27 protein-coding genes are annotated in these 24,935 nt (G+C 65.3%); 14 read left to right on the top strand and 13 right to left on the bottom strand.

The genetic code is table 11. From position 1 onward, the window contains the following. Positions 1-34: 34 nt before the first annotated feature. From IB257_RS02750 to IB257_RS02735, 4 genes are read right to left on the bottom strand one after another with little or no spacing between them, the layout of a single operon-like run. Entirely contained in the window at positions 35-901 is an 867-nt protein-coding gene (locus IB257_RS02750) for an amino acid ABC transporter ATP-binding protein (RefSeq protein WP_175213314.1), read from the bottom strand. Beyond that, positions 888-1,697, bottom strand: a complete 810-nt coding sequence (locus IB257_RS02745) for an amino acid ABC transporter permease (RefSeq protein ID WP_192491827.1) — start codon at positions 1,695-1,697, stop codon at positions 888-890. Before IB257_RS02745 ends, IB257_RS02750 begins: the two co-directional genes overlap by 14 nt. Continuing rightward, complete coding sequence (locus IB257_RS02740) at positions 1,687-2,424, bottom strand: amino acid ABC transporter permease (RefSeq protein WP_119451531.1); 738 nt, start codon at positions 2,422-2,424, stop codon at positions 1,687-1,689. Before IB257_RS02740 ends, IB257_RS02745 begins: the two co-directional genes overlap by 11 nt. A 13-nt stretch (positions 2,425-2,437) precedes the next feature. Then, positions 2,438-3,274, bottom strand: coding sequence for a transporter substrate-binding domain-containing protein (locus IB257_RS02735; RefSeq protein ID WP_054454619.1), 837 nt, complete (start codon positions 3,272-3,274; stop codon positions 2,438-2,440). A gap of 210 nt (positions 3,275-3,484) precedes the next feature. Between IB257_RS02735 and IB257_RS02730 the strand changes: the two genes are divergently transcribed. The 11 genes from IB257_RS02730 to IB257_RS02680 all read left to right on the top strand — a co-directional run bounded on the left by IB257_RS02730 (position 3,485) and on the right by IB257_RS02680 (position 15,167). Further along, complete coding sequence (locus IB257_RS02730) at positions 3,485-4,354, top strand: VOC family protein (protein WP_192491826.1); 870 nt, start codon at positions 3,485-3,487, stop codon at positions 4,352-4,354. Further along, a complete protein-coding gene (locus tag IB257_RS02725) occupies positions 4,354-5,463 on the top strand; it encodes a DUF2817 domain-containing protein (protein WP_192354460.1) in 1,110 nt (369 codons plus the stop codon). The genes IB257_RS02730 and IB257_RS02725 overlap by 1 nt, the downstream gene beginning before the upstream one ends. A gap of 30 nt (positions 5,464-5,493) precedes the next feature. Next, positions 5,494-6,507: a zinc-binding dehydrogenase gene (locus IB257_RS02720; RefSeq protein WP_192491825.1), complete on the top strand. Its 1,014-nt coding sequence runs from the start codon at positions 5,494-5,496 to the stop codon at positions 6,505-6,507. Continuing rightward, the gene (locus tag IB257_RS02715) at positions 6,504-6,953 is read left to right on the top strand and encodes a PaaI family thioesterase (RefSeq protein ID WP_054454625.1); all 450 of its coding nucleotides are present in this window, start codon (positions 6,504-6,506) and stop codon (positions 6,951-6,953) included. Before IB257_RS02720 ends, IB257_RS02715 begins: the two co-directional genes overlap by 4 nt. A gap of 28 nt (positions 6,954-6,981) precedes the next feature. Then, positions 6,982-8,625: an ABC transporter substrate-binding protein gene (locus IB257_RS02710; RefSeq protein ID WP_175180884.1), complete on the top strand. Its 1,644-nt coding sequence runs from the start codon at positions 6,982-6,984 to the stop codon at positions 8,623-8,625. A gap of 9 nt (positions 8,626-8,634) precedes the next feature. Next, on the top strand, positions 8,635-9,606 hold the full coding sequence (locus IB257_RS02705) for an ABC transporter permease (protein ID WP_088140359.1): 972 nt from the start codon (positions 8,635-8,637) through the stop codon (positions 9,604-9,606). A gap of 1 nt (position 9,607) precedes the next feature. Further along, positions 9,608-10,495, top strand: a complete 888-nt coding sequence (locus IB257_RS02700; RefSeq protein ID WP_175160708.1) for an ABC transporter permease — start codon at positions 9,608-9,610, stop codon at positions 10,493-10,495. A gap of 24 nt (positions 10,496-10,519) precedes the next feature. Continuing rightward, the gene (locus IB257_RS02695; protein ID WP_175180882.1) at positions 10,520-12,064 is read left to right on the top strand and encodes a class I adenylate-forming enzyme family protein; all 1,545 of its coding nucleotides are present in this window, start codon (positions 10,520-10,522) and stop codon (positions 12,062-12,064) included. After that, the gene (locus tag IB257_RS02690; protein ID WP_175160704.1) at positions 12,061-12,840 is read left to right on the top strand and encodes an SDR family oxidoreductase; all 780 of its coding nucleotides are present in this window, start codon (positions 12,061-12,063) and stop codon (positions 12,838-12,840) included. The genes IB257_RS02695 and IB257_RS02690 overlap by 4 nt, the downstream gene beginning before the upstream one ends. Before the next feature lie 605 nt (positions 12,841-13,445). Beyond that, positions 13,446-13,700, top strand: a complete 255-nt coding sequence (locus IB257_RS02685; protein ID WP_175213306.1) for a hypothetical protein — start codon at positions 13,446-13,448, stop codon at positions 13,698-13,700. A gap of 180 nt (positions 13,701-13,880) precedes the next feature. Beyond that, positions 13,881-15,167, top strand: a complete 1,287-nt coding sequence (locus tag IB257_RS02680; protein WP_192352061.1) for a hypothetical protein — start codon at positions 13,881-13,883, stop codon at positions 15,165-15,167. Between the two features lie 44 nt (positions 15,168-15,211). On the opposite strand, the gene IB257_RS02675 is transcribed toward IB257_RS02680, so the two are convergent. Next, a complete protein-coding gene (locus IB257_RS02675; RefSeq protein ID WP_054454641.1) occupies positions 15,212-15,730 on the bottom strand; it encodes an O-acetyl-ADP-ribose deacetylase in 519 nt (172 codons plus the stop codon). 179 nt (positions 15,731-15,909) lie between these two features. Here IB257_RS02675 and IB257_RS02670 point away from each other — a divergent pair, with 179 nt between their 5' ends. Continuing rightward, positions 15,910-16,836: an alpha/beta hydrolase gene (locus tag IB257_RS02670; protein ID WP_225588723.1), complete on the top strand. Its 927-nt coding sequence runs from the start codon at positions 15,910-15,912 to the stop codon at positions 16,834-16,836. A 30-nt stretch (positions 16,837-16,866) separates the two neighbouring features. On the opposite strand, the gene IB257_RS02665 is transcribed toward IB257_RS02670, so the two are convergent. Next, on the bottom strand, positions 16,867-17,277 hold the full coding sequence (locus tag IB257_RS02665) for a VOC family protein (protein WP_192491824.1): 411 nt from the start codon (positions 17,275-17,277) through the stop codon (positions 16,867-16,869). A gap of 110 nt (positions 17,278-17,387) precedes the next feature. Further along, positions 17,388-18,281, bottom strand: a complete 894-nt coding sequence (locus tag IB257_RS02660; RefSeq protein WP_192491823.1) for a LysR family transcriptional regulator — start codon at positions 18,279-18,281, stop codon at positions 17,388-17,390. A gap of 109 nt (positions 18,282-18,390) precedes the next feature. On the opposite strand from IB257_RS02660, the gene IB257_RS02655 reads away from it, so the two are divergent. Then, entirely contained in the window at positions 18,391-19,287 is an 897-nt protein-coding gene (locus tag IB257_RS02655; RefSeq protein WP_054454646.1) for an NmrA/HSCARG family protein, read from the top strand. A gap of 1 nt (position 19,288) precedes the next feature. Then, positions 19,289-19,546 carry a DUF2798 domain-containing protein gene (locus IB257_RS02650; protein WP_192491822.1) on the top strand — a complete coding sequence of 86 codons (258 nt, stop codon included), beginning with the start codon at positions 19,289-19,291 and terminating at the stop codon, positions 19,544-19,546. A gap of 39 nt (positions 19,547-19,585) precedes the next feature. Here IB257_RS02650 and IB257_RS02645 read toward each other — a convergent pair whose 3' ends face one another. The 6 genes from IB257_RS02645 to IB257_RS02620 all read right to left on the bottom strand — a co-directional run bounded on the left by IB257_RS02645 (position 19,586) and on the right by IB257_RS02620 (position 24,832). After that, positions 19,586-20,215 carry a TetR/AcrR family transcriptional regulator gene (locus IB257_RS02645; RefSeq protein WP_175160693.1) on the bottom strand — a complete coding sequence of 210 codons (630 nt, stop codon included), beginning with the start codon at positions 20,213-20,215 and terminating at the stop codon, positions 19,586-19,588. Further along, positions 20,212-20,529 carry a multidrug efflux SMR transporter gene (locus IB257_RS02640; protein ID WP_054454653.1) on the bottom strand — a complete coding sequence of 106 codons (318 nt, stop codon included), beginning with the start codon at positions 20,527-20,529 and terminating at the stop codon, positions 20,212-20,214. The genes IB257_RS02645 and IB257_RS02640 overlap by 4 nt, the downstream gene beginning before the upstream one ends. Before the next feature lie 34 nt (positions 20,530-20,563). After that, complete coding sequence (locus tag IB257_RS02635) at positions 20,564-21,301, bottom strand: SDR family oxidoreductase (protein WP_192491821.1); 738 nt, start codon at positions 21,299-21,301, stop codon at positions 20,564-20,566. A gap of 67 nt (positions 21,302-21,368) precedes the next feature. Beyond that, positions 21,369-22,574 carry a 3-sulfinopropanoyl-CoA desulfinase gene (gene acdA / locus IB257_RS02630; protein ID WP_192491820.1) on the bottom strand — a complete coding sequence of 402 codons (1,206 nt, stop codon included), beginning with the start codon at positions 22,572-22,574 and terminating at the stop codon, positions 21,369-21,371. 53 nt (positions 22,575-22,627) lie between these two features. Next, positions 22,628-23,587 carry a tripartite tricarboxylate transporter substrate binding protein gene (locus IB257_RS02625; RefSeq protein WP_125470389.1) on the bottom strand — a complete coding sequence of 320 codons (960 nt, stop codon included), beginning with the start codon at positions 23,585-23,587 and terminating at the stop codon, positions 22,628-22,630. Between the two features lie 57 nt (positions 23,588-23,644). Next, positions 23,645-24,832: a CaiB/BaiF CoA-transferase family protein gene (locus IB257_RS02620; RefSeq protein WP_192491819.1), complete on the bottom strand. Its 1,188-nt coding sequence runs from the start codon at positions 24,830-24,832 to the stop codon at positions 23,645-23,647. Positions 24,833-24,935 lie beyond the last annotated feature (103 nt).

Below are 24,935 nucleotides of genomic sequence, written 5' to 3'. Positions count from 1 at the left end.
GGGATATGAAAGTCATGCGCAACTCCATCAGGGTTCACACCGCCAGGCGCAGCGGATCGAAATGCAGGTAGCTCTGTATGGGATCGGGAGTCCGCTCGCGCACGGGCGCCGCGCCGACCGCCCGTTGCAGAAAGGCGCGCGTGCGCTCGCTGGCAGGCGCCCCGAACAGGCGCGCCGGCGGCCCGGACTCGACGATCCGGCCGGCCTCGGTGAAATACACAATGTCGCTGATCTCTTCGGCAAAGCGCATCTCATGGGTCACCAGCACGCAAGTCAGGCCGTCCTCCACCAGTTCGCGAATCACGGCCAACACTTCGCCGACCATCTCCGGGTCCAGCGCGGAAGTGACTTCATCGAACAGGATCAGCTCGGGCCGCAATGCCAGCGCGCGCGCGATCGCCACGCGTTGCTGCTGGCCGCCGGACAGTTCGCCGGGATAGGCGTCCTGCTTGTGCTCCATCCGCACCTGGGCCAGTAGCTCGCGCGCGCGCTTCTCGGCCTGCGCGCGCGGCACGCCGCCCACCTTGATGGGAGAGATCGTCAGGTTCTCCAGCACGCTCAGGTGCGGGAACAGGTTGTATTGCTGGAACACGAAACCCACGCGCTTGCGCAGGCCGATCAGCTCGGCTTCCGTCTTCAAGGCGTCCACGCGCACGCCGCCAACCTCGATGCGGCCGCGCTGCGGGCGCAGCAGTCCGGTAATGCAGCGCAGGATGGTGGACTTGCCCGATCCCGACGGTCCGATGATGGACACCGCCTGCCCCTGCCGCACCTCGACGTCCATGCCCTTGAGCACCTCCGTCTGGCCAAAGGCCAGATGCACGTCCTGCAGGCTGACCAGCGGCGGCGTAGCCGCGCCCCTTGAGGCGGCTGTGCGCGCCTCGAATTCAATAATGCTCATGGCGTTTTTCCAGATACCGCGTCCAGCGCGCGATGGGGTAGCAATAGGCGAAGAAAAGCGCCAATAGCGTGAAGTAGACCAATACCGTGAAGTCGGTGCGCGACACCGTATTGCTGGCCACCGTAGCCGCGTCCACCAGATCGTGCACGCCCACCAGCGAGGCCAGCGACGTGCTCATGGTGATGCTGGCGTACAGGTTCATCCACGACGGCAGCATCCGCCGCAGGCACTGCGGCAATACGATCATGCGGAAGATCTGCGCGCGGCGGAACGCCAGCGATTGCGCGGCCTCCCATTGCGCGCTGGGGATGGACTGGATCGCGCCGCGGAAGATCTCGGCGACGTTGGCGCTGGCCGGCAGGCCCAGGCCGATGACCACCTTGATCCAGTCCGGAAACGGCAGATTCCATCCGCCCAGCCTCAGCTCGAAGGGAAATACGTAGGTGGTGAAGTACACCAACACCAGGATGGGCGCATTGCGGAACAACAGCACGTAGGCGCGTGTCAGGCGGCGCATCAGCCGCGACGGCGACAACGACAGCGCACCCACCACCAGCCCGGCCAGCGTACCCAGCGCCATGGCCAGCACGCTGATCTGGACGTTCATCGCCAAACCGCGTAGCAAGGCTGGCGACCAATACCACAGCGTCCGCACGGCGGCGGGCGCCGAGTTGGTGGCCACCCACGCCAGGTTCAGCGCCGCCAACGCCAGCAATACGACAAGCCAGGGATCGCGCAAGGCCGGCGGCAGCCGTCGCCCCGCGGCCTGTGCGTTCAGGACCAGGTCATTGGCCATAGCCAGGCATCCTCAAACGTTCTTCCAGCCATCTCCCGCCCAGACCGACCAGCCAGGTCAGCAGGCCGAAGTACAGCAGGATGAGCAGCAAGAGTTCCAACACGTTGTCGCGGTACGACCAGATCATGATGGACTCATAGGTCACGTCGCCCACCGCGATGGCCGACGCAATCGCTGTCATCTTCACCAAGTCCACCAGGTTGTTGACCAGTGCCGGCAAGGCAAAGCGCAACGCCAGCGGCAGTTGCACCTGGGTCAGGATCTGGCGCCGTGAGAACGCCAGCGAACGAGCCGCCTCCATGGTTACGGCGGGCACCGCTTCGATACCCGCGCGCAGGGCCTCGGCATGGAACACCCCCTTGTGCAGCGCCACCACGATCACCACCCAGGCGAACGGCGCTATCGGACTGCCGCCGCCCAGCTTTTGCGTGATCAGCATGTTCAGCACCAGGAAGGCGCAATACAGCTGCACCAGCGTGGGCGTGTTGCGCGTGACTTCCACAAAAGCCTGCAATGGCCTTGCCAGCCAGCCGCGGCCGCTGGTCAGGCCCGCCGCGATCAGGACGCCGAACGCCAGGCTCACTGGTATGGTCCACGCGCATAGTTGCAGCGTGACCAGCAGCCCGCGGCCGAACGCGGACAGTTCACCCGCGTCCAACACGAAGCTGTAGTTCAGGCCTAGCGGCTTGAAAAGGCCGACCCAGGCTTGCAGTGCCGATTCGAACATGCGCCGATCCGCCTCAACTTCCCTGCTTGTACTTGGCATGCAGTTCCTGCAATAGCGGCTGCGGCGGTGCGATGCCCAGGCGAGTTTCCGTGGCGATCAGCCAGCCCGTGCGATGCCAGTCCTGCACCACCTTGTCAACGGCGGCGATGGTGTCGGCCTCGCCCTTGCGGGTCCAGACCACCGAATTTGCCGGCAGCACCTCGGTGGCGATGGGCGCGTGGTAGTCCTTCCATTCCGGATTGCTGCGCAGCAGCGGCTGGATCAAGGTCGAATCGTGCACGGCCGCGACGCACTGGCCGCCGCGCAGCGCCAGGAGCGAATCCGACGAACTCTTGTAGCCCTTGACCACCGCGCCGTAGTCGGCTGACAAGGGCCGCGCGAAGCTGCTGCCCTGGGACACGCACACCGGCTTGCCGCGCAGGTCCTCCCACTTGGCGATGCCGCTGGTCTTCAGCGTGGCGGCCGTGCCGCCCACGCGGAAGAACGGCGTCGGCGCATAGCCCAGGATCTCGGCGCGCTCCGGGTTCAGCTCCATGGACGCGATCAGCAGGTCGACCTTGCCGGAGATCAGGAACTGCGTACGCGTGGCGGTCTGCACCTGCACCAATTCCGCTTTCACGCCCAGGCCCTTGGCCAGCTCGCGCGCCAGCTCCGGGTTCCAGCCCACCAGCTGCTGCGTCGCGGGGTCCAGCGAACCAAACACGCCGCCATTGGCCAGCACGCCTATGGTGATGGTGCCGCGTTCCTTGATCTTTTCCAGCGTGGCGTCGGCCTGCGCCGCGCCGGCGGCCAGGGCCAGCGCCAGGGAGAATGCGATGCGGGCGCCGCCCGGAGTCTTGCGAGTCGTCATGTCGTTGTAGAGGGATGTGCTTTGAACGGACCACCATGCTGCTTGCGGGTTGGCCCAGGAGCAAAGAAGACTTTCAGATATGAATATGCGGATGCCTCCTGTCCCCTGGCGCGAACAGAAAGCAAATATCCACATGCGAATTCAATCGTTCTGGCCCGCCTGCGCTTCGGCCAGACTGCCCGCTTCCGTCAAGCAAATTCAGGAAACGCGATGTCCATACCCTCAGTCACCGGACTGGACCACTACATCATCCGGGTGCATGACCTGCAGGCCGCAACCGCCCAATACCAGAAGCTGGGCTTTGCCCTGGCGCCGCAAGGCCGCCACCATCGCGGCACGCGCAACCAGACCCTGATCCTGGATGCCAATTACCTGGAGCTGCTGGCATTTCCGCCGGAGCTGCGCGAGCAGTCGCGCTTTGCGGGCTTTGACGACGCCTATGAAGGCCCGGTCTCCGTCGCGCTGCAGACCACCGACAGCAGCGCCGTGCACGCCGAGCTTGCCCGCCTGGGCATAGACGCCGAAGCGCCGCAGCGCGGCGGCCGTCCGGTGCACCTGCCCGCCGGCAGCGAGGACGCGGCCTGGAACAACACCCAGTTTCCGGCGGGCCTCTTCGCGGTGCCGGACTTCTTCACCTGCGGCCATCTCACGCGCCATCTGGTCTACCGGCCCGAATGGCAGGATCATGCCAACGGCGCCCGCCGCATCGAGTCGCTGATCGCCGTGCATCCCGAGCCGCGCGCCCTGCGCGCCGCGTATGAACGCGTGCTGGGCCCCATTGCCATCAGCGAGCTTCCTGACCAGGGCCTGCAAGTGCGGCGCGGCAGCCTGCGCATCGACTTCCTCGCGCCCGCCGCCTTCGAGCAGCGTTTCCCCCATGTGCGCGTGCCAGTTGGCCTGCCCGCCAGCAGCCAGGGCGGCTGGTTCGCGGGATCGGTCATCGGCGTGCGCGATATCGGGCAGACGCGCGCGTGGCTCGACGCCAACGAGGTCCCGTACCGCGCCAACGCACAGGGCGAACTGGCGGTGGCGCCCGAGCATGCTGCCGGCGCGCTGCAAGTCTTCGTGCAGGAGGCATGATGGGCCAGCCCCTGCCCGACTACTGGACCTGCTTTTCCGCCGACTACGCAACAGCGCGCGAGGCCTTCGTGGCCGCCGCCGCGGCGCGGGGCGCCGCGCTCTCGCGCCACGAACATCCCACGGCGCGCGACCCGCAGGGCCGGCCGTTGACCGTAGACGTGGCGGTGCTGGGCCGCCCCGGCGCCGCCCGCACCCATCTGGCCATCAGCGGCACCCACGGCCTCGAAGGCGCGGCCGGCTCGGCGGTGCAGCTCGCGTGGCTGCAGGCGGACGGCGGCCTGCCCTTGCCGGACGGCGTCAACGTGGTGCTGGTACATGCGTTGAATCCCTACGGCTATGCGCACGACACGCGCACCACCGAAAACAATGTCGACCTGAACCGCAATTTCATCGACCACACCCGGGCCGCACCGCCCAACCCGCACTATGCCAGCCTGCATCCGCACCTGATCCCGCAGCACTGGACCGAGGCCGCGCTGGACGCCGGCGCCGAGGCGCTGGAGCGCTTCCGCCAGGAGCACGGCGCGGACGCGCTCTTCAACGTCACGGCCAGCGGCCAGTACACGCACCCGGACGGCCTGGTCTATGGCGGCAACGGCCCCGAATGGTCCAACCGCACGCTGCGCCGCATCGTCGACGAGCACCTGGGCGCGAGCGAACGGGTGGCCTTCATTGACTGGCACACCGGCATCGGCGAATTCGGCGAGCCCTTCTTTCTGTGCTTCAACCCCGACGGCAGCGCCGAGCAGGCGCAAGCCGCGGCCTGGTGGGGCGCGGATCGCGTACTGGGGCAGCGCCCGCACGGCCTGGCCCGTCCCGACTACCAGGGACTGGTGTTCCGTGGCGTACAGCAAGCGTTGGGCCAGCGGCCGCTGGCCGGCGCAGTCGTCGAATTCGGCACGCGCGGCCTGCAGATGCGGCCGGCCCTGAGGCTGGACCAATGGCTGCGCTTCAAGTCCCCGGCCGCGCCCGACGCCGCGCGCGATGCGCAGTTGCGGGCGGATCTGGTCGATGCCTTCGTACCCGTGTCCAGCGTCTGGCGCCGCAATGTCGTGGCCCACGGCCTGCAGATCACGCGCCAGGCCATCGCCGGCCTGGCCGCGTGGTGATTCTTTCCCTACCCATCCATCAAGAGACTCATGAAAGCCATTGTTTTGCGTGAACACGGCGGCACCGACAAGCTGCGCCTGGAAACCGAATTCCCCGATCCCGTTGCCGGTCCCGACGACGTGGTCATCCGCGTCGGGGCCTCGTCCCTGAACTACCACGACGTGTTCACTCGCCGCGGCATGCCCGGTATCAAATTGCCCTTTCCCGTCATCATCGGCCTGGACGTGGCCGGCGTGGTGGTGCAGACCGGCGCCAACGTGCGCGACTGGAAGGCGGGCGACCGCGTGCTGGTGGACCCGATAGACCGGGTCGATGGCGGCCTGGTGGGCGAGACGATTCATGGCGGCCTGGCCGAACTGTGCCGCGTACCGGCGCACCAGCTGCTGCGTCTGCCCGACGAGGTCAGCTTCGATCAGGCGGCGGCGCTGCCCGTGGCCTACGGCACCGCCCTGCGCATGATGAACCGCATCGGCCAGGTGCAGCCAGGCGAAAAGGTGCTGATCCTGGGCGCCAGCGGCGGCGTGGGCGTGTGCGCCGTGCAATTGGCCAAGCTGGCTGGCGCCGAAGTCATCGCCTGCGCCGGCAGCCCCGAAAAGGCCGAGACGCTGCGCGCCCTGGGCGCCGACCACATCATTCTGTACACCGAGGAAGACTTCCTCGAGGCGGTCCAGGAGCGCTTCGGCAAGCCGTCGCGCCGCCGCAGCGGCAAGCCGGGCGGCGTGGACGTGGTGGTCAACTTCACGGGCGGCGACACCTGGGTCAAATCGTTGCGCTGCCTGCGCCTGGGCGGCCGCCTGCTGACCTGCGGCGCGACCGCGGGCTTCGATCCCAAGGAAGACCTGCGCTATATCTGGACCTTCGAGCTGCAGATCCGCGGCTCCAACGGCTGGGAACGCGAGGACCTGCACGAGCTGCTGGCGCTGGTGCGCGACGGCCGGCTGCGCGTCCACGTGGACCGCAAGTGGCCTCTGGAACAAGGCGCCCAGGCGCTGGCCTCGCTGGAAGATCGCAAGATCGTCGGCAAAGTGCTGGTGTCGGCATGAGCGCGAACCCGAAGGCGCTGGCTCCGGCTGCCACCCTCGACGCCGCGGCCATCCAGGCCAGGTTCGACGATTCGCCGTTCATCGCCTGGCTCGGCCTGTCGGTGCGCGACGTGAACCATGAACAGGGAGAACTGACCGTGCTGGCCCCCATGCGCCCGGAATTCGAGCGCGGCGCGGCCAGCGGCCAATGGCATGGCGGCCCGCTGGCCGCGGTGATCGACACCGTCGGCGATTTCGCCGTCGGCATGCTGCTGGGCCGCGGCCTGCCGACCATCAACTTCCGCGTCGACTACCTGCGTCCCGCCGTCAACACCGCGCTGACCGCCGTGGCCCGCGTGCGCCGCAACGGCCGCAGCGTGGGCGTGGCCGACGTGGACCTCTACAACGACCAGGGTGCGCTGGTGGCCATCGGCCGCGCCACCTACGCCACGCTCGCCCAGGGCTGAGCGGGCTCTCATCTTCAAGGACACCATCATGACCACCGCGCAGCGCCCCGGACGGCGCGCCTTCCTTACCCGTACCGCCGCGGGCGGCCTGGCCGCCGGCCTGGGCATCGCGCCCCAGGCGTTGCTGGCCGCGACTGCCCAGCCCGGCGCCGACGCCGGCCCCGCCCGCAAAGGCGGCACCCTGGTCGCCAGCTGGGGCGGCCTGGAGCCCCAGGCCCTGTTCGTGCCCGGCGGCGGCGGGTCCAGCCCGTTCCAGACCGCGACCAAGATCCTGGAACGCCTGCTCAAGCTGGATGCCGACCTGAAGTTCCAGCCCGCGCTGGCCCTGTCCGTGACGCCCGCCGCAGACTTCCGCAGCTACACCATCAAGCTGCGCGAAGGCGTCACCTGGCACGACGGCGCGCCGTTCACGTCCGCCGACGTGGTCTACAACGTGCTGCAGCACTGGAAGCCGATTTCCGCCGGCATCGCGCTGAAGTCGCTGACCGGCGCGACCGCGACCGATCCGCTGACCGTGGTGCTGAACTTCGACGCGCCGGTTCCGGAGTTCTTCCTGAAATCCACCCTGGCCGGCCAGTTCCAGCTCTTGATACCCAAACACCTGTACGACGGGCGCGACATCATCACCAACCCGCTGAACAACACACCGGTCGGCACCGGCCCCTGGAAGTACGGCAAGTGGGTGCGCGGCAGCCACGTCGAATACCTGCGCAACGACAGCTACTGGAATGCCGGCCAGCCCAACCTGGACCGCCTCATCATCCGCTGGTGGGGCGACCCCGCCACGCGCGGCGCCGCGCTGGAGGCCGGCGAGCTGGGCCTGGCCTATTCCAACCCGGTGCCTGCCCGCGACATCGACCGCCTGCTCAAGACCGGCAAGGTGGTGGTGGACACGCGCGGCTACCAGAACTCGGCCTGGACCGTGACCGCCGAATTCAACCAGCGCCGCGACATCGTCAACCGCCGCGAGGTGCGCCAGGCCATCCTGCACGCCATCGACCGCCAGTTCATCGTCGACACCATCTACTACGGCCGCGGCAAGCCCGCCATCGCGCCGGTCTTCAGCAGCAACCCGCTGTTCTACACCGAGGACGTGCCGCGCTATCCGTTCGACCCCAAGAAGGCCGCCGCGCTGCTGGACGCCGCGGGCCTGCCGGTGAAGGACGGCAAGCGCTTCACCGTGAACCTGGTGGCCGCCGCCTGGTTCGAGGAGAACGCCAAGCTCGGCCAGTACCTGAAGCAGGCGCTGCAGGACGTGGGCATCGAGGTCAAGCTGGATTCCGTGGACCGCGCCACGGCGCTCAAGCGCATCTATGGCGACTACGACTACGACATCGCCGTCTCCAACTTCACCTCGCCGCTGGAACTGGTGCCCACTGTCACCCAGTTCTACACCACCGACGGCATCGTCAAGGGCGCCGCCTTCCGCAACGCCACCGGCTACTCCAACCCGGAAATGGACGCGCTGGTCGCCAAGCTGACCCAGGAGACCGCCCCGGACGCGCGCCGAACGCTTGCGCACCAGTTCGCCCGCCTGGCCTCGACCGACGTGCCGCACGTGCCGCTGGTGGAAATCCAGTCGTTCACGCTGGCCGGCAAGAACGTGCGCAACTTCACCACCGGCGCCAACGTCCAGGGCGAAACCCTGGCCGACGTCTGGCTGCAGGCCTGAGGCGCACGCATGCCGATCCGACTGATCTTGCGCCGGCTGGCCCAGGCCGTCCCGCTGCTGCTGGGCGTGGTGGTGCTGAACTTCGCGCTCATCCAATCCGTGCCCGGCACCTTCCTGGACGTGATGACGGCCGAGCAGCAGGTCACCGACCCGGCGCTCATCGAGCGCCTGCGCGTGACCTACGGCATGGACCAGCCGCCCGCCGTGCAGTTGCTGAAGTACATAGGCTCCGTGGCGCGCGGCGATCTGGGCTATTCCTACCGCCACAACCTGCCCGTGCTGGACGTGATCCTGGCGCACCTGCCAGCCACGCTGCTGCTGATGGGCGCAAGCCTCGCCATCGCGGTGCTGGTGGGCATGGCGGCCGGCATCGTGTCGGCCGTCAAGGTCAACACCTGGTGGGACAGCGCGGTGTCGGTGTTCGCCGTGCTGTGCTTTGCCGCGCCCAGCTTCTGGCTGGGCATCATGCTGATCGTGCTGTTCTCGGTCAAGCTGGGCTGGTTTCCGGTGGGCGGCATGGTGACCATCGGCCTGTCCGGCGGCGCCTGGCGCCAGGCGCTGGATGTGCTGCACCACCTGGCATTGCCGGCGCTGGCCCTGGGGCTGTTCTATTCCGCCGCCTATGCCCGCGTGATGCGCGCCTCGATGCTGGAAGTCAGCCGCATGGACTTCGTGCGCACCGCGTACGCCAAGGGACTGACGCGCAGCGCCGTGGTCCTGCGCCACGTGCTGCGCAATGCCTTCCTGCCCATCGTCACGCTGCTGGGCCTGCAACTGGGCGCGGTGCTGGGCGGCAGCATCGTGGTCGAGGCGGTGTTCAGCTGGCCCGGCATCGGCGCCGTGCTGTTCGACAGCGTCATGAGCCGCAACTATCCCGTCGTCCTGGGCATCCTGGTGCTCAGCTCTTTCGTGGTGATCATCGCCAACATCGCCGTCGACCTGATCTACACGCGGCTGGACCCGCGCATCAAGGCTGCCTGACATGTCCGCATCCCCCACTCTTGCCCCTGCCCTGCCCGCGGCATCGCGCCGCCGCCACGCCTCGTTCGCGGCGCGCTTTGCGCGCAACCGCGGCGCCGTCGCGGGAGCCGCGCTGCTCGCGCTCGTTGCCTTCCTGGCCGTGGGCGCAGGCTGGCTGTATCCCACCGACCCGCTACGCATCGTCGGCGCGCCGGAAGTCTGGCCGTTCGAATCCTGGCGTCATCCGCTGGGCACCGATTCCATGGGGCGCGACATCGCCGCCATGATCGCCCACGGCGCGCGCGCCACCCTGCTGATCGGCCTGGTGGCCGCGGCCACCGCCACGCTGATCGGCGTGAGCGTGGGCGCGGCCGCGGCCTGGGCCGGCGGCTGGGTCGACGAGGGCCTGATGCGCGTGGCCGAACTGTTCCAGATCATTCCCAACGTCGTGTTCGTGCTGACGGTGGTGTCCATCCTGGGGCCGCGCATCGAACACATCACACTGGCCGTAGGGTTGGTGTCCTGGCCGCCCATCGCGCGCCTGACCCGGGCCGAGTTCCTGTCCTTCAAGGAACGCGAGTTCGTGCAGGCCTGCCGCGCGCTGGGCATGAGTCCGTTGCGCATCGTCGCCGCGGAAATCCTGCCCAACGCCCTGCCTCCCGTCATCGTGATGTCCTCGCTGGTCGTGGCCGGCGCCATCCTCTACGAATCGGTGGTGTCCTTCCTGGGCCTGGGCGACCCCAACATCGCCAGCTGGGGCCGGCTGGTCGGCGAAGGCCGCAGCCTGATCCGCTCTTCCTGGTACATCTGCGCCGTGCCGGGCGTGGCCATCATGCTGGCCGTGCTCTCGTTGAACCTGGTCGGCGACGGCCTGAACGACGCGCTCAACCCCAAGCTGCAAAAGCGCTGAGCCGCATTCTTTCCGGAAAATTCCATGACGCATTCCCTGCTCAATCTGGGCCATCTGGCCGACCCGGAACTGTCTTCCGATCTGCCCGCCATCATCGACCTGCGCCAGTCCGACACGCCGCGGCATTACACCCACGCCCAGGTCCGCCTGCTGGCGGGCGGCGTGGCCGCCTGGCTGTCCGCGCGCGGCCTGGCGCCGGGCAGCCGCGTCGCCATCGCCGCGCTGAACCGGGCCGAGTACCTGATCGCCTATTTCGGCATCATGCGGGCGGGCTACGTGGCCGTTCCCGTCAACATCAAGCAGTCGCAAGAGAACATCGACTATGTACTGCGCGACGCCGGCATCGCGCTCGCACTGGTGGACGGCCCGCGCCGCGCCGCCTTCGAAGCCAAGGTGCCGGTGCTGGACTTCGACGACGCCGGTCCGCAAGGCTTTGCCGCGCAGATCGCGCCCACGGACTTCGGCTTCGTCACGCCGCAGGCCGACGACATCGCGCAGATGCTGTACACCTCGGGCTCCACCGGCAAGCCCAAGGGCGTGCCGCTCACGCATCGCGGCCAATTGTGGGCGCTGGCTGCCACCTCCGCCGCCGTCGTCGCCCGCGCCGGCGTGCAGGAACGATACCTGCTGGCCCAGCCGCTATTCCATATGAACGGCCTGTTCATGGCCAAGCGCGCCTTCGCCAGCAACAGCCTGCTGGTGATCCAGCCTTCATTCGATGTCGCCGCCTATGCCGACGCGCTGGAGCGTTACCGCATCTCTGTCCTGACCGCCGTGCCCACCATGTTCGCGCGACTGGTCAAGGACCCGGCGCTGCTGCAAGGACGCGACCTGTCGGCGCTGAGCCGCGTCATGCTGGGCTCGGCCCCCATGACCGTGGCGCTGCTGGAACGCATCCAGCGCGCCCTGCCCGGCGTGCGCGTGACCCACGGCTACGGCACCACCGAGGCCGGCCCCGCCGTGTTTGGCCCGCATCCCGACGGCCTGCCCACGCCCGCGCTGGCGCTGGGCTACCCGCTCGATCCCACCCAGGTGCGGCTCGCTGACGGTCCTGGCCCGGACCAGGGCGTGCTGCTGATGAAGAACCCCGCAGTGCTCGCCGGCTATCACAACCTCCCGGAAAAGAGCGCACAGGTGCTCAAGGACGGCTGGTACTACAGCGGCGACGTGCTGCGGCGCGACGCCGACGGCTTCTATTACTTCGTGGGCCGCGCCGACGACATGTTTGTCTGCTCGGGCGAGAACATCTATCCCGTCGAGGTCGAGAAACTGCTGGAATCGCACCCCGACGTGCGCCAGAGCTGCGTGGTGCCCTTGGCCGACGAGGAACGCGGCCATATCCCCGTCGCCTTCGTCGTGCGCCGCGACGGCAGCCGACTGCATGCCGATGCGCTCAAGCGCCACGCGCTCGAGCACGGCCCCGCCTACCAGCATCCGCGGCGCATCCGCTTCGTGGATGAACTGCCCTGGGCCGGCACCAACAAGATCGACCGCAACGCGCTGCTGCTTGCCGCGCGCGAACTGGAAGCGCAGCATGCGTGGACCCAACCCGAAACGGAAACGGCATGAGCCAGACTGAATTCCCCGACAGCCTCGTGGGCAAAACCGCGCTCGTGACCGGCGCCAGCCGCGGCATCGGCCGCGCCATCGCGCTGGCCCTGGGCCGGCGCGGCGCGCGCGTCGCCGTGCACTACAACAGCGCTGGCGATGCCGCCGACGAGGTCGTGCGCCAGATCCAGGCAGCTGGCGGCCAAGCCTGGGCCTTGCAGGCCGACCTGGCGCTGGCGGACGCCGCCGCAGCATTGGCGCGGGACTTGCGCGCCTCGCTCAAGGAACGCTACGCCGACGACGGCCTGGACATCCTGGTCAACAACGCCGGCGTGGGCCTGCGCGCCCGCCTGCCGGAAGTCACTCCTGACGCGTTCGACCGGGTGCTGCAGGTCAACCTGAAGACCCCCTTCTTCCTGATCCAGCAGACCCTGCCTTTCCTGCGCGACCATGGCCGCATCGTCAACGTGTCCTCCATGGGCACGCGCGCCGCCTATCCGGAAATGAGCGTCTACGCGCCGGCCAAGGCCGGCCTGGAAGCGCTGACCCTGCTGCTGGCGAGCGAATTGGGCGCACGCGGCATTACCGTGAACGCCGTCCTGCCCGGCGCCACGGCCACGGACCTCAATGCCCGCGCACGCGATCCGGAGCAGAGCAAGGTCATCGCCCAGACGATTGCATTGGGGCGCGTGGGGCAGCCTGAGGACATTGCGGACATCGTCGCCTTTCTGGCGTCGCATGAGGGGCGCTGGATCACGGGGCAGCGTATTGATGCGACGGGCGGGCAGCGGCTGTAGGATTGGCTGGCCGCATCATCGTTGATCGGCAGCGCATGTTCCGCTCGAAGCAAGCCCAAGCATTCCCAAGTCAAATACCGACCCAAAAACGGTCGTAGACATGCTCAGGGATATCCCTGAAAATCGCCAATTCTCCGGGAGTCAGAGTAAGGGAATGAGGTGGAAATTCCAGAGCTTGAGCAAATCGACGCCGTATTATCGGGCCGCGTGTGGAACTTGGTCCATCGCTACTGTGGTGGCGCCTGGAGCCGTCTGCCACCGAGTTGGACTGTTTCGTTTTCGGAAATTTCTGCGGAAGCTCGGCGGCGCGGCTTGGGCTGCTTTATCACTACGAAGCCAAACGATGATGGCAATTGGCTAGTGGAAACTGCGTCAGGCTACGCAATCTTGTACCTGGAACGAGGCCTCCGAAGGACGATCCACGGAGAATTCAGCCACCTTGAACAGGCATTTGAAGCCTGGCTGGAACTTGAAATGAGGTTTCATCTACTTCCGATATTCCGATAGGTGCCCGTGGATGTACGACGCCTGTCGAAGTATCGCCGTTATGCGTCGACCCGTTTTTCCCCCAAAGAAACGCCGAGGCGTTATCCCAGCGCCCGGACATGCTGATCAACAATGCAAGCGTAGGCCTGCGCGGCCACCTGCCGGTGGACGCGTTCGATTGGGCACTCCAAGTCAACCTGAAGATCCCCTTTCTTGATCCAGCAAGCCCTGCCCGTCCTGCGCGATCATGGGCGCATTGTCAACGTGTCCTCCATGAGCACCTGCAGCGCATATCCGGAAATACGCGAATACCCGCCGGCCCGGCCACCAAGGTGCCGGCCATGTGGACAATCGCCATACTGAATACCGGCTAGTGCACGTCCCGAGATAGGCGACTGCCTTGCCAGCTTCCAAAGCTCGACGAACTCGAACGTTCAGCGCTAAAGTCAACGTCATCGCCACGACGTTCAGGCCGGCGATCCGCGTCACACTTGCTGTTCCGAAAACCGTTGGCGAGCGGTGCAACGCACCCGAACGAGTACGGAAAAATACGCATGAAGCGCAAAAAGAAGTCGGCGCCAACCGCCGCTGTGGTGCCCGCGAGCCTTCCGGCAGAGCTGCTTAGCCAGCTCCGCGGCATGCAATTCGGCTTGATCATGCTCTCGATCGCGATCTTCGTCGGCGTTGTAAATAGCCAATTCCATAAGCTGAACACCGCGCTGACACAAGCCCTTCAGATCCGGGAGGTCATGAGCCGCTGGCCTGCCCTACGACAGCAGATTTACCTGGACTCGATCATTCCAGTGGCAGGCGACTTTGCATCGCTTAGTGCAATCGGAGTGATGCAGATGAACAATCCTCCCCCAATTGAGCTGTGGTTTCAGGGGTACGCGGAACTGCAGCCCGAGCAGCTGTGGGCATACGCAGCTTGGCAATTTGACGCCGACTTGTCTTTGTCCAACCGCTCGCTTGCAAGCTTCGAGGATCTTTGGGATGCACTACGACGCGGCGTGGTCGTCTCGGGCCCCAACATAAAGTTCCCAAGCAACATCCAGGAAAGGAACTGTAAGGTGCGGGTTCGCCGCTCGTTCTCTGGTGTTGAAGCCGATTCCTACATCCACAGCATGTGCTTCAAGGCACGATCGGAACCACCCGACGATGACTATCCGCCGGCATCGACACGCTTGAGCAAGCCTCATGCACCTTCCGGGGTTGACAAGAATCAGGTAATCGACCTGATCCTGGAACTCGGGCCTACACGTTATGAGCCCAGGCGCGACGTGCAAATCACCATTCCGTTCGAGCTTGTGCAGGCGCCCATCGACCCATACGCACTCCAAAAAATGTATCCGGCATGGCGCAGCGGCACATACGCCGCCGCGTTTCATGAGTTGGCGGAAGTCTCCGACGGCTTTCAGGATTTTGATATTGACGAGGCAATTCAGCGCGTGAAGGCTCTTCACTCCGCAAGCGACCAGGCAGTAGATCTATTTGGCCTCAAGCTGCCCCGTGAGGGTGCGATTTTTGGGGCTATGGTCATTTTGGCTTGCGTGCAAGCGTACTTCCTGATTCTTCTCCATGACTTGCTCAGGCGTATTCAAAAGTCAAACCAAAAACCGGATCACGCAGCATGGTTCGGACTACATCCTTCGGCCAGCATGCTGGCGGCGACTCTGATTTCTGCCGCCGCCCTGCCATTGTCCGCAGCAGCGGCTCTCGCCTGGACACTAGAAAAAGTCAATCCGGCCGCGCTCGCGGCAGCCTTCATCTCGGCCTGCCTGAGCCTCTTCGTTGGACTGGCGCTTTGGCGGCTGCACCGGTTCATTCGAACGCTGAACTAGGTCAGCGGGCCATGTTGCGCCTTGGCGACCGCGCCTTTGCAGAGTCATGCATGTGGCCCATTCAAGATGCGCTCATATTGAATGAGATCTTCCGCTGAGAAACAGCAGAAGATCACCTCCCGTATGGATGAGTCCTCAGCCAGGCTTTCGCGGACGCTTGCGACGGCCACCTCTGTCGCCCGCTCAATAGGATACCCATATATCCCCGTGCTGATGCTGGGGAACGCAATCGACTTGACCGCTCTTTCTTGCGCCAGCTCGATGCATCGGCGATAACAGCTGGCCAGCAGCGCCGGTTCTCCGCCATCCCCGCCCCGCCACACCGGCCCCACCGTATGAATGATGTATTGAGCGGACAGGCGATAGGCCTTGGTCACCTTCGCGTCCCCCGTCTTGCAACCGCCCAGCAATCTGCATTCGTGCACTAGATCCGGGCCCGCCGCGCGATGGATGGCGCCATCGACGCCGCCGCCGCCCAGCAATGAGGAGTTCGCGGCATTCACGATGGCGTCCACCTCGAGCTTCGTGATGTCTGAACGGATTGCGCGCAGGGTTGTGGCCATGATTTTGCTCCTGGAGGTACGAACGCCGTCGTCGCGGCGCATTTGCAGGGCGATCTTCCTGGCAGCAAGCTTGAGGAACTCGTCACGTCTGCTGGCGGCAACGGACCGGGATTATGGTGCCAGTCTACAATTCCGCCCACTTCATGTGCTCAAACTTGCAGGCTGCCGAGCCCTCCCCCATGCAACGACGCCTTCTGAATGCCCTGTTGATTGCCCTCCTCGTCAGCTTCGGCCTACATGGCGGCCCGACGCAAGCCCAGGCCCAATCGACGCCCAAGATGCAATCTGGCGAGGGTCGCCCATACGAAATCGCCGATAGCGAAGTCTGGGACGTGCCCGATCCCGTGTCGGGCCGCGGCTATCAGGTCTACGTCGCCTTGCCGCCGTCCTATGCGAAGCAGCCGCAACGGCGCTACCCCGTGCTTTATGTTACCGACGCCGACTATGCCTTCCCTATCATCCGGCAGTTGGCGCGCCGCCTGAACGTGGAAGGACCGCGGATCGAGGAGTTCATTCTTGTCGGCCTGTCATATGGCAAAGGCGAGGATGGCGGAGTCAGCCGCCAGCGCGACTACACGCCTACACCGAACGGCCCAAGCACCGCGCCGGCCAATGCGGTCCATGGTCAGGCGCGGGCCTATCAAGCGTATCTGCGCGATCAGGTAAAGCCTTACATCACCGCCCGCTACCGGACCGACCCGGCCAGAGCCCTCTTTCTCGGCCACTCCTATGGGGCGCTGCTGGGGACGCAGATCCTGTTCACCGAGCCCGGCATGTTCAACGGCTATGTCCTCGGCAGCCCGTCCCTCTGGTACGACAAACGGCATGCCTTGAAGCTGGAAGCGGGCTATGCCCAGCAGCATCGGGACCTGACGGCGAATGTCTTTCTTTATGTTGGCGCCTACGAAGCCCTGCGCAAAGGCGACCGGCGCTACAACCAGACGGTGGACATGGTCGCCGACAACCGGGCGCTGGAGGCGGCGCTGCAAAGCCGGAAATATCCAGGTTTGAAACTGAAGTCCGTTGTCCTGAATGACGAAGACCATCTCACCGTGGCGCCGCGTGGCTTTATGCAGGCCTTGAGATATCTGCTGCCGGTGCGTTGACCTAATACAGAGATCCAACCTGCGCCAGCCCTAGATCGCAGGCCCCTTCAGTTCGATCTGATTGCCGTCGGGATCAAAGCAGTAGATCGAAAGCCCCTCGCCTTCCGCGCCATACCGCAACACGGCCTTGTCCGCAGCAATGCCGAAAGCTCGCAGATGCTCGAGGATGGCCGTTTCATCGAACGGCTCGACGCGAAGACAGAAGTGGTCCAGGTTGTGCCGGTCTTTCCCTGGCGCTGCCCCGCCCGCGGCGCCCAGAGGCCCCTGCACATCGACCAGATCGATCATGGAACCGCCGGCGCTCAGATGGATCATTGCGTACTCATCGTTCTTCTTCTTGATCTCGCAGCCCAGTACTTTCGTATAGAAGTCCACGCTACGCGTCAGGTCCTGAACCCTGAGCACGACATGGTCCAAGTGCTTGATCTGAAATACCGGCATGATGATCCTCCTTGGAGCGAAAGTGCGCATCAGGATACGGGGATTCTTAGTCTACCGTGCCGCGCTTGGGATAGTAGCGGCGCCCTCGCCCGCAGACTCCCGCGGCGCCCCTAGAACCGATCGAGCTTCAGCCCAGCCGCCAGATAATCAATAAAAGCCCGCACTTTGGCAGGCGGAAGCCTGTGCTCCTGCCAAAGCACGTGTATGGGCACAGGCTTGGACTCGAACGCTTCGAGTATGACTTCCACCTGCCCCGCATCCAGCAGGTGCCTGATCTGCCATAGCGGCGAATAGCCGATGCCGAGTCCGGCGCTGACCGCGGAATAGATCGCCGCCATCGTGTTGGTCCGGAACGGACCCCGCACCCCGACGCTGCGCCGCTTGCCGTCTATCTCAAAGGCCCACTGCCCCGAGCGTTGATCGAGAGTCCTGACAATGCAGGCGTGCTGCCGCAGATCCGAAGGATGCGCGGGACGGCCATACTGTTCGAAATAGGAAGGCGCTCCGAATACGACTCTGCGCAAGGCTCCCAATCGTCTTCCTTGCAAGCCGGAATCCGGCAGGTCTGCGATGCGCACGACCAGATCGAGGCCTGCGGCGGACAGGTCGACAAAGGTATCCGTCAATTGCAGATCGACTTCCATCTGCGGGTATGCGCGCATGTACTGCGCGATGATCGGAACCAGGAAGTCCGGCCCGAACAGTACCGGCGCGCCGACACGCAATATGCCCGACGGCGCGGCTCGGCGGTCTGCAACCTCCAGCCGGGCCTCGCCTATTTCCTCCATCGCCGGTTTGACCCGCCGGAAGAACGCCTCGCCCGCTTCGCTGAGAGAGCAATGCCGCGTAGTGCGATGGATCAGTTGCACGCCGACGTCCTCTTCCAGCGCGGCAAGAGAACGGCTGACGGCCTGTAGCGAGCGGCTGAGATGGCGCGCGGCTTTCGTCAGACTTCCCGTTTCAGCGATGTGGATGAACGCTTCCAGGTCTTCGAGGCGGCTCATTATTTATCTCGTATAACGTGATTCACATTCATATTTCACAAGTATTGTTCCACTAATCGGTAGAAAATACACTGCCTTCGTACCCACATGCATACGAAGGAGAAACCCTGTGAACGGCACTCAGCCCACGGTTTTGGTCGTAGGAGCCACCGGCAAATTCGCCGGCCTGGTCGTTCCTGAATTGCAGCGGCGCAAGGTCGCGGTCCGGGCGCTCGTCCGCGACGAAACACGCGCCGCTCAGGCCCGCTCGCTGGGAGCGACCGAGACCGCCATCGGTGACCTCCGCGACGTCGACAGCCTCGCAGCCGCAACGCAAGGCGTGGACGGCGTCTTTCATATCGGCCCCGCGTTCACCGCAGACGAAGCGCCCATGGGCGTTGCCCTGGTCGACGCGGCCAAGCGCAGCGGCGTGAGGAGGTTCGTCTTTTCATCGGTCATCCAGCCAACGAACGTGCGACTGGCCAATCACGCCAGCAAGATCCCGGTGGAGGACGCGCTCTACTCGTCGGGACTGGAATACACAATCCTGCATCCCGCGAACTTCATGCAGAACATCGGTTTGGCCTGGCCGTCGATCCGCGACCATTCCCGCTTCAGCGAGCCCTTTCCCAAAGACACGAGAATCGCCCGCGTGGACTATCGCGATGTGGCCGAGGTTGCCGCGATCGCCCTGACCGAGGACAGGCTGGCCTACGCGACCTTGGAGCTATGCGCCGGCATGTATAGCCGCATGGACATCGTGACGGCCCTGGCCGAGGAGCTAGGATCTCCGGTCACTGCATTGGAGCCCGGTTTCAACGCGTGGGCGCAAGACGCGCGCCTGCCTTATGGCGAACAGCAGTTGCTTCTTCTGTCCAAAGTCTTCGATCACTACCGGGCCTGCGGGCTTGGAGGAAACAGTCTTGTGCTGAAGGCTGCACTCGGACGGGATCCGCGTTCACTGCGCGAGTACGTCAAGGACCTGGTGGCCGAGAAACAAGCGGCGCGCGGCGGCAAGGAGTATTGAGATGGCTGACCATTCATCAAGCCCCACCCTGAAAAAGCTCCCGCGGCACTATGCCCCCGTTCTGATGCCGCTGGTTCTTTCCGTGTTCATGTCGGCCATCGTTTCAGCGGTGGCGACCGCCGCGAGCGTGGGCGTGGGTCCCGACTTTGTCCTCAACTGGCCCAGCGCCTGGGGAGCCTCGTGGATAGTGGCTTTTCCCAGCCTCTTGCTGCTGCCTGTCGTGCGGCGGATCGTCGCCTGGATGGTGGTCCCGCCCTAAGCTGGCCCGCAAGCGCTGCGACGAGCTGCGCCGGCAATGTCAACCGGCCGGCCACGCAAGCATCGCGGCATCAATGATCATGTTGAGCTTTTTCGCGCCCGCGCCATCGCGGGCCTGGATCGACAGGCCTTCAAGCACGGTCGTGTAGAAGGCGGCAAGCTGCCGGACATCGGCGGACGGCGCAAGGTCGCCCTCCGCAATGCCTTGCGCAAGCCGTTCCCTCAGCGTCGATTCTCCTTCCTCCCGATTTGCGGCAAGAAACGCACGCACGCTCTCGTTCTCAGGCGCGCCCAGCAGCGATGACAACACGATCATGCACCCACGCGGGCCCTCGTTGACGGCATAGGCGCGCGCGTTCGATCGCAGCATGGTTTCGACGGCCTCGCGGGCCGTCCGCGCTGCGCTGAGGCTCTGCGCCGTCGCTCGCCCTTCGACGCGGTCGTAAAGTTCGACGGCCTGCCGGAAGATTTCCTCCTTGCAGCCAAAGGTCGCATAGAGGCTGGGCTTGTTGACGCCCGTGGCGCTGACCAGATCCTGGATCGAGGTGCCTTCATAACCTTGCGCCCAGAAGGTACGCATGGCCGCCAGCAAGGCCCGGTCCTTGTCGAACGCCTTCGGACGCCCGATTTTCGGCGCGGTGGCCGGTTTAGCTTGATTGCCAGAATTCACGTTTCAATTATCCGCAGGCCCGCCACGCCTATGCCTATCAAGCCCAGGAACAACAGCTTGGCCGATGACATGTGCTCGCCGAGCACCAATGTGCCGAAAACCGCCACGCCGAAAGCGCCTATGCCCACCCAGATGGCGTAAGCGGTGCCCACCGGCAGATGCTTCAGGGCCAAGGCCAGCAGGACAAGACTCAGCATGGCGACGCTTATGCCGATCAGGCTTGGCCAAAACCTCGTCAATCCGTCGGCCTGCTTCAGTGCCAATGCCCAGACGATTTCAAGCATGCCGGCCAGAACCAGGAAACCCCATGCCATCTGAATCCCCATTTCTGTTGGACTTCCCGCAGCCCTAGGCGGTGAAGCCGCCATCGATGGCGAGCGACGCGCCGGTGATGAATTGGCTCTCGGCCCCCGCAAGATAAGCCACGGCTGCGGCAATTTCCTCGGGTTCGGCGTAGCGTTTGACCGCCATGAGTTCCAACTCGGCGGCTACCGCCGGACCATCGGCAGGATTCATATCGGTGTCAGTCGATCCCGGATCGACGATGTTGACCGTGATGCCGCGGCCGCCGACCTCCCGAGCCAGGCCCTTGGTGAATCCGATGAGCGCCGACTTGCTCATCGCGTAGAGCGTCACGCCCCCATAAGGCACGCGTTGCGCGAAGCAGGAGCCGATGGAAATGATGCGTCCGCCGGTCCCCATATGAGCCAGCGCGGCCTGCGAGGCCACGAATACCGCCTTGGCGTGGATCGCCAGGGTGTCGTCGATTTCCTCGAGCGTGGCGTCCTCGACAGGCCCGAAGGGGAACACGCCGGCGCTATTGACCAGTATGTCCAGCCTGCCCAGTTTCCCGGCAGTCTGCTCCACCGCCGTCCGGACGGCGGCCGGATCGCGGCTGTCCGCCCTGATGGCCAGGACCCTGGCGCCGATTGCGCCAAGTTCCTGGGCGTAGTCTTTCGCGGTCTGATCCGACCTGGCATAGGTGAAGGCGACATCGGCGCCCCGTTCCGCGAACCTGCGAACGATAGCGGCGCCGATGCCACGCGTGCCCCCGGTGACCAGCGCAACCTTGCCTTGGAATTCCATCGCCGAGCTCCTTTTATACCGATCGGTTCAAAAAGATGCTACGCGCAGCGGAATTCGTCGTCAAGCATCACTTCCCGCGGATATACCCATCCCGCGTCTGCGGCAGCTTCATCCCAAGCACGGCGGAAGCGACCTGGGTGCGCAGGATCTGCGCGGTGCCGCCCGCGATGGTGAACATGCGCGCATCGCGCACATGGCGTTCCATCGGCAGGTCGCGTCCATAGCCGGACGATCCATGCAGCTGCAAGGCGTCGTTGGTTACGCGCTGCGCCGTTTCGGCCGCGTAGATCTTGGCCTGCGCGGCCAGCGACAGGTCCGGAAAGCCAAAGGTCCGCGCCGTGCCGCTGCTTGCGGCCGCATGCAGCATGTGCCGCGCCGCATTCAACTGGATGGCCATGTCGGCGACCATCCACTGCAAGCCCTGGAACTCCGCTATCGGCCGGCCGAACTGCTGGCGCTGCTTGACGTAGTCGACGGCTTCTTCAAAGGCGCCCTGCGCGATGCCCAACGCCACGGTGCCCGCGCCCACGCGCTGGGCGTTGTAGGCTTGCATCAGCCCGGCAAAGCCGCGCTTCAAGCCCTCCGGCGGAACCACCAGCATGGACTTGTGCACCTTGAGATCCCGGAACGCGATGTAGGTCTCGGGTATACCCCGCACGCCCATGGCGTAGGAACGCTTGGCGATCTCCAGGCCATCGTCCGCGGCGTCCGGTTCGCGCACGTGGATGAAGGCGCCTATGCCCAGATCCGCGCCGTCGTCGAACACGCGCGCAAAGATCAGGTGCAGGCGCGACACCCCGCCCCCGGTGATCCAGTATTTCTCGCCGTTGATGAGGTAATCGTCGCCCATGCGCACTGCGCAAGTGCCCATTTCGCTGGCCGCGCTGCCGGCCTGGGGTTCCGAGATGCAGATGGCGGGCTTGTCGCCAGCCAATACACACTCGGCGGCCAGCGCCTTCTGTTCATGGGTGCCGTACTGCATGATGGCGCCGATCGCGCCCATGTTGGCTTCGACGGTGATGCGCCCCATGGTGGCGCAAGCCTTGGCCATTTCCTCCACGACCAGGACTGTATCTAGATAGCTTAGGCCCCGCCCACCGTACTCGCGCGGGATCGTCATGCCCATGAAGCCGTTTTCGCGCAGTTGGCGGACGTTGTCCCAGGGATACTGCTCGGATTGGTCGGTGGCTGCGGCTGTCGGTTTGAATACGGTCTGCGCCAGCTCGCGCGCGCGCTGCTGCAGTGCCAATTGCTCTTGGGAAAGTTCAGTCATGGTTCATCCTTGCTACGTGCAAAACTCCGGCCGGGCCGCCAGGGCCGCCGGCATCAACCCACCTTGATATCCGCGCGCCGCGCCACCTCGGCCCAGCGCTCGACTTCGCTGCGCGTCAGCGCGGCCAGCTCCTGCGGCGTGCCGCCGCCCGCATCCGCGCCCAGTGCGATCCACCGCTGCACGAAAGCCGGGTCGGCGAATGCCGCGTTGACCGCCGCATTGAGCACGCGCACCACGTCTGCGGGCGTGGACGGCGGCGCATAGATGCCGTACCAGCTGGTCGCGTCGTAATTGGCCGCGCCGCTCTCCGCCGCCGTGGGCACATCGGGCAAGCTGGGTGAACGGACCTTCGACGTCACCGCGATGGCGCGCACGCTGCCCGCCCGGATGTGCTGGATGGCCGAAGGCATGGTTTCGAACATCATGTGGACGTTCCCGGCAATGATGTCCACGATCGCCGGCGCGGAACCGCGATATGGCACGTGCATCATCTGGGTGCCCGTGACGTTCTTGAAGTATTCGGCCATCAGGTGCTGCATGGTGCCCGCGCCCGGCGTGGCATAGCTGTACTTGTCCGGGTTGGCCTTCAGCAGCGCCACCAGCTCCTGCACATTCTGCGCGGGCAGATCCTTGTTGACGATCAGCGCATGGTTGACGCGCCCCAGAAAGCCCACCGCCGTCATCTCGCGGATGTCGTATCCCAGCTTCGGATACACGGACTGGGCGATCGCGTGATGCACCGCCCCGAACAGGATTGCGTAGCCGTCGGGTCGGGCCTTGGCCACGGCGTCAGCTCCCAGCGTGCCGCCGGCGCCGCCGCGGTTTTCCACGATGACCGACTGGGCCAGGCTGGCGCGCATCGGCTCGGCCAGCTGCCGCGACAGGATGTCCACGGTTCCGCCCGGTGCATAGGGCGCGACCAGCCTGATGCTCTGCGACGGGTACTTGCCCTGCGCGAATGCGCGGCTCAAGGGTGTCAATGCGGCCAGCGCCAACAACTGTCTCCTATCCATGCCTCTCTCCTCTTGTATCCGCCGTCGTCGCAGCGGTGTTGTCTAAGGTGTGTGATGTCAGCCCGCCGTCCAATCGCGCAGGATCTGCTGCGCATGCTCGTTCAGGCGCGGCGGCGGCCTGCGATACGACACCGGCGTGGCGGAAAGCTTGAGCGGGTTCGCCAACAGGTTGAGCTCGCCGCCTTGCGCCCACGCGCAGGGCATGCGCAACTGCGCGCCGCGGGCCTGGACGTGCGGGTCGCTGAACACATCGCGTAAATCGTTGACGGGGCCACAAGGCACGCCCACGGCTTCCAGCTGTTCCAGCCAGGTTTTCCTGGAGCGCAGGGCCAGCGCGTCCTGTACCCGTTGGCAAAGTTCGGCGCGGTGGGCGACGCGGGCCGCATTGGAGGCGTAGCGCTCGTCGTCCGCCAGCCCGGCCAGGCCTGCAACCTCGCAGAAACGCCGGAACTGCGCATCGTTGCCGACGGCAAGAATCATGGGACCGTCCGCCGCGTCGAATACCTGGTAAGGCACGATGTTCGGGTGGCCGTTGCCCAGGCGCGCGGGCAACTCCTGCTGTGCCAGGTAGTTGGTTCCAGCGTTCACCAGCCAGGCGATCTGGCTGTCCAGCAGCGAGATGTCGATGTGCTGCCCCTGACCGGTCAGGTCGCGGTGGCGCAGCGCAGCCAGGATGCCGACGGCGGCATACATGCCGGTCATGACGTCGGCGATGCCCACGCCCACCTTCATGGGCGTGCCCTGCGGCTCGCCGGTAAGGCTCATGATGCCGCCCATGCCCTGGATCAAAAAGTCGTAGCCCGCGCGCTTGGCGTACGGACCCGTCTGCCCGAATCCGGTGATGGAGCAATAGACCAGGCGCGGGTATCTGCTCTTGAGCTGTTCATAATCCAGCCCATGCTTGGCCAGGCCGCCGACCTTATAGTTCTCGACCAGCACGTCGGCATGGTCCAGCAACTGATGCAGCGCGTCCCGGCCGGCCTCGGTGGCGATATCCAGCGCGATCGACCGCTTGTTGCGGTTGGCGCTCAGGTAATAGGCGCTTTCGGCGGTCGCGCGGCCGTCCTGGTCGTTGATGTAGGGCGGCCCCCATTTCCGGGTGTCATCGCCTTCCTCCGGCTTTTCCACCTTGACCACGTCCGCGCCCAGGTCGCCCAGCAGCTGAGTCGCGCTCGGGCCCGCCAGGATGCGAGAGAGGTCCACGACACGCACGCCGCTGAGCGCGGAAGCTTCCACTGACTGCATACACCTTCTCCATCAGAGTCGATCGATGCAGTCTAAAATTCGCAATCCTCACCTTCAATTGAGTTTTTTTTCAATATGAAGGGCAGCCTTCGAGCCAAGCAGG

The sequence above is a fragment of the Achromobacter sp. ACM03 genome (assembly GCF_014851665.1).
Classification (GTDB): Bacteria; Pseudomonadota; Gammaproteobacteria; order Burkholderiales; family Burkholderiaceae_B; genus Achromobacter; species Achromobacter aegrifaciens.
This window is presented reverse-complemented; position numbering and strand designations above follow the sequence as displayed.